The organism is Luteimonas sp. A277 (genome assembly GCF_054052045.1).
On record NZ_JBSVRG010000023.1, the window covers coordinates 1 to 5,104 of the forward strand.

Annotated in this window: 2 tRNA genes and 3 rRNA genes; all 5 read right to left on the reverse strand. The window is 55.0% G+C overall.

Going from position 1 to position 5,104, the window contains the following annotated elements:
• Positions 1 to 5: 5 nt before the first annotated feature.
• A 5S ribosomal RNA gene (gene rrf / locus ACW7G2_RS13955) occupies positions 6 to 119 on the reverse strand.
• Positions 120 to 255: 136 nt separating this feature from the next.
• Positions 256 to 3,132: ribosomal RNA gene (locus ACW7G2_RS13960) — 23S ribosomal RNA — on the reverse strand.
• Between the two features lie 235 nt (positions 3,133 to 3,367).
• A tRNA-Ile gene (locus tag ACW7G2_RS13965) sits at positions 3,368 to 3,444 on the reverse strand.
• Positions 3,445 to 3,472: 28 nt separating this feature from the next.
• Positions 3,473 to 3,548: transfer RNA gene (locus tag ACW7G2_RS13970), tRNA-Ala, on the reverse strand.
• A gap of 103 nt (positions 3,549 to 3,651) precedes the next feature.
• Positions 3,652 to 5,104 (reverse strand): 16S ribosomal RNA (locus ACW7G2_RS13975); the annotation flags it as partial.

The window sequence follows — 5,104 nt, forward strand, 5'->3', positions numbered from 1 at the left end:
AAAAACCCTGGCGATGACCTACTCTCGCATGCTAGATGCACACTACCATCGGCGCGTGCGCGTTTCACTTCCGAGTTCGGAATGGAATCGGGTGGTTCCACGCAGCTATTATCACCAGGGAGAGGGTGGAGGGTCGCGGGTTGATCCGACGGAATTATTCCATGGGATCGATCGCGCTCACGCTCTCAGAGGGGGGATGTAGCGAGCCGATACGAACTGCGACGTGTCGTCGAGTCCAAGGCTACTTGAGGTTATATGGTCAAGCCACACGGATCATTAGTACTGGTTAGCTAAATACATTGCTGTACTTACACACCCAGCCTATCAACCACCTGGTCTTGATGGTTCCTTCAGGGGAGTCAAGCTCCCGGGAGATCTCATCTTGAGGCACGCTTCCCGCTTAGATGCTTTCAGCGGTTATCGCTTCCGAACGTAGCTACCCGGCAATGCCACTGGCGTGACAACCGGAACACCAGAGGTTCGTCCACTCCGGTCCTCTCGTACTAGGAGCAGCCCCTCTCAAATCTCCAACGCCCATGGCAGATAGGGACCGAACTGTCTCACGACGTTCTGAACCCAGCTCGCGTACCACTTTAAATGGCGAACAGCCATACCCTTGGGACCGACTACAGCCCCAGGATGTGATGAGCCGACATCGAGGTGCCAAACACCGCCGTCGATATGAACTCTTGGGCGGTATCAGCCTGTTATCCCCGGAGTACCTTTTATCCGTTGAGCGATGGCCCTTCCATACAGAACCACCGGATCACTAAGACCTACTTTCGTACCTGCTTGATCCGTCGATCTCGCAGTCAAGCACGCTTATGCCTTTGCACACAGTGCGCGATGTCCGACCGCGCTGAGCGTACCTTCGTGCTCCTCCGTTACTCTTTAGGAGGAGACCGCCCCAGTCAAACTACCCACCATACACGGTCCCCGACCCGGATTACGGGCCCAGGTTAGAACGTCAAGCACGACAGGGTGGTATTTCAAGGTTGGCTCCACCACAGCTAGCGCCATGGTTTCACAGCCTCCCACCTATCCTACACAGACGAACTCAACGTTCAGTGTAAAGCTATAGTAAAGGTTCACGGGGTCTTTCCGTCTTGCCACGGGAACGCTGCATCTTCACAGCGATTTCAATTTCACTGAGTCTCGGGTGGAGACAGCGCCGCCATCGTTACGCCATTCGTGCAGGTCGGAACTTACCCGACAAGGAATTTCGCTACCTTAGGACCGTTATAGTTACGGCCGCCGTTTACCGGGGCTTCGATCAAGAGCTTCGCCTTGCGGCTGACCCCATCAATTAACCTTCCGGCACCGGGCAGGCGTCAGACCCTATACGTCCACTTACGTGTTTGCAGAGTCCTGTGTTTTTGATAAACAGTCGCAGCGGCCTGGTCACTGCGGCCCCCGACAGCTATAGCTCGCATGAGCCACCATCAAGGGCGCACCTTCTCCCGAAGTTACGGTGCTATGTTGCCTAGTTCCTTCACCCGAGTTCTCTCAAGCGCCTGAGAATTCTCATCCTGTCTACCTGTGTCGGTTTACGGTACGGTCTGCGTAAGCTGAAGCTTAGAGGATTTTCCTGGAAGCGTGGGATCAGTGACTTCGCTCTAGTGAGCTCGTCTCGGTGCTCGGTCTTAAAGGGACCCGGATTTGCCTAAGTCCCAAACCTACTGCCTTTCCCCGGGACAACCAACGCCCGGTACACCTACCCTTCTCCGTCCCCCCATCGCACTTACGCGAGGTGCTGGAATATTAACCAGCTTCCCATCGACTACGCATTTCTGCCTCGCCTTAGGGGCCGACTCACCCTGCGCCGATTAACGTTGCGCAAGGAAACCTTAGACTTTCGGCGTGCGGGTTTTTCACCCGCATTATCGTTACTCATGTCAGCATTCGCACTTCCGATACCTCCAGCAGACCTCTCGATCCACCTTCAGCGGCTTACGGAACGCTCCTCTACCGCGCACATTGCTGTGCACTCCAAGCTTCGGTTCAGTACTTAGCCCCGTTAAATCTTCCGCGCAGACCGACTCGACCAGTGAGCTATTACGCTTTCTTTAAAGGGTGGCTGCTTCTAAGCCAACCTCCTGGCTGTCTATGCCTTTCCACATCGTTTCCCACTTAGCACTGAATTGGGGACCTTAGCTGTGGATCTGGGTTGTTTCCCTTTCCACGACGGACGTTAGCACCCGCCGTGTGTCTCCCATGCATTCCTTCCCGGTATTCGGAGTTTGCCATGGTTTGGTAAGTCGCGATGACCCCCTAGCCATAACAGTGCTCTACCCCCGAGAGGATTCACATGAGGCGCTACCTAAATAGCTTTCGAGGAGAACCAGCTATCTCCGGGTTCGATTAGCTTTTCACTCCTAATCACACCTCATCCCCTACTTTTGCAACAGTAGTGGGTTCGGGCCTCCAGTTGATGTTACTCAACCTTCACCCTGGGCATGACTAGATCACCCGGTTTCGGGTCTACTGCCCGCGACTATGCGCCCTTATCAGACTCGGTTTCCCTTCGCCTCCCCTAAACGGTTAAGCTTGCCACGAACAGTAAGTCGCTGACCCATAATACAAAAGGTACGCAGTCACCCCGAAGGGCTCCTACTGCTTGTACGCACACGGTTTCAGGGTCTATTTCACTCCCCTCACCGGGGTTCTTTTCGCCTTTCCCTCACGGTACTGGTTCACTATCGGTCGGTCAGGAGTATTTAGCCTTGGAGGATGGTCCCCCCATGTTCAGACAGGGTTTCACGTGCCCCGCCCTACTCACATTCATCGATATGGCCCTTTCGCATACAGGGCTGTCACCTTCTATGGCCAACCTTTCCAGGTTGTTTTGCTAAAACCAAATCGACTTTTGGGCTGTTCCCCGTTCGCTCGTCGCTACTCAGGGAATCTCTGTTGATTTCTTTTCCTCCGGGTACTTAGATATTTCAGTTCCCCGGGTTCGCCTTGCATGGCTATGTATTCACCATGCAATACTCCTTGCGGAGTGGGTTTCCCCATTCGGACATTGCCGGATCAAAGCTTGTTGCCAGCTCCCCGACACTTTTCGCAGGCTGCCACGTCCTTCATCGCCTCTGACCGCCAAGGCATCCACCGTGTGCGCTTATTCGCTTGACCATATAACCCCAAGTCGCCTCGGAGTTAACTTGTGCCGGTGGTTACAAGCCACCGACGCGAATATGCAACGACTCAAATTAGGAATCTCTAGGATTCCCGCCTTAGCCTCAAACGACACGTCTGGACAAGTTCGTCTCAAACGCTCGCTACATCCCATTTTCAAAGATCACGCGCCGGCCTCAGCGCCGCCGCGATCAAATTCTTTTAGTGTGCGCAAAATCATCCAGTATTCCGATGGTGGGTCTGGGAGGACTCGAACCACCGACCTCACCCTTATCAGGGGTGCGCTCTAACCACCTGAGCTACAGACCCGAAAAACTTCGGACTCACGGGTAAAGCGTGGTGGAGCCAGTCGGGATCGAACCGACGACCCCCTGCTTGCAAAGCAGGTGCTCTCCCAGCTGAGCTATGGCCCCATAGGGGACGCTCCCACGGCTCCGCTCGCGCGGCTTACCGGGAACTACTGGATGCAGGTCACTTGTGCGGACGCCTGGACAGGCAGAATGCCGTCCGGTCTCTAAAGGAGGTGATCCAGCCGCACCTTCCGATACGGCTACCTTGTTACGACTTCACCCTAGTCATGAATCACACCGTGGTAACCGTCCTCCCGAAGGTTAGACTAGCTACTTCTGGTGCAACCCACTCCCATGGTGTGACGGGCGGTGTGTACAAGGCCCGGGAACGTATTCACCGCAGCAATTCTGATCTGCGATTACTAGCGATTCCGACTTCACGGAGTCGAGTTGCAGACTCCGATCCGGACTGGGAGAAGGTTTCTGGGATTGGCTAGCTCTCGCGAGTTTGCAGCCCTCTGTCCTTCCCATTGTAGTACGTGTGTAGCCCTGGCCGTAAGGGCCATGATGACTTGACGTCATCCCCACCTTCCTCCGGTTTGTCACCGGCGGTCTCCTTAAAGTTCCCACCATTACGTGCTGGCAACTAAGGACAAGGGTTGCGCTCGTTGCGGGACTTAACCCAACATCTCACGACACGAGCTGACGACAGCCATGCAGCACCTGTGTTCGCGTTCCCGAAGGCACCAATCCATCTCTGGAAAGTTCGCGACATGTCAAGGCCAGGTAAGGTTCTTCGCGTTGCATCGAATTAAACCACATACTCCACCGCTTGTGCGGGCCCCCGTCAATTCCTTTGAGTTTCAGTCTTGCGACCGTACTCCCCAGGCGGCGAACTTAACGCGTTAGCTTCGATACTGAGTTCCTAATTGAACCCAACATCCAGTTCGCATCGTTTAGGGCGTGGACTACCAGGGTATCTAATCCTGTTTGCTCCCCACGCTTTCGTGCCTCAGTGTCAGTGCTGGTCCAGGTAGTCGCCTTCGCCACGGATGTTCCTCCCGATATCTACGCATTTCACTGCTACACCGGGAATTCCACTACCCTCTACCGCACTCCAGCCCGCCAGTATCCAATGCAATTCCCAGGTTGAGCCCAGGGCTTTCACATCAGACTTAACGAACCACCTACGCACCCTTTACGCCCAGTAATTCCGAGTAACGCTTGCACCCTTCGTATTACCGCGGCTGCTGGCACGAAGTTAGCCGGTGCTTATTCTTTGGGTACCGTCATTCCATCCGGGTATTAGCCGGACGTCTTTCTTTCCCAACAAAAGGGCTTTACAACCCGAAGGCCTTCTTCACCCACGCGGCATGGCTGGATCAGGCTTTCGCCCATTGTCCAATATTCCCCACTGCTGCCTCCCGTAGGAGTCTGGGCCGTGTCTCAGTCCCAGTGTGGCTGATCATCCTCTCAGACCAGCTACGGATCGTCGCCTTGGTGGGCCTTTACCCCACCAACTAGCTAATCCGACATCGGCTCATCTATCTGCGCGAAGCCCGAAGGTCCTCCGCTTTCACCCGTAGGTCGTATGCGGTATTAGTCCCGGTTTCCCGAGGTTATCCCCCACAAATAGGCAGATTCCGATGTATTCCTCACCCGTCCGCCACTCGCCACCC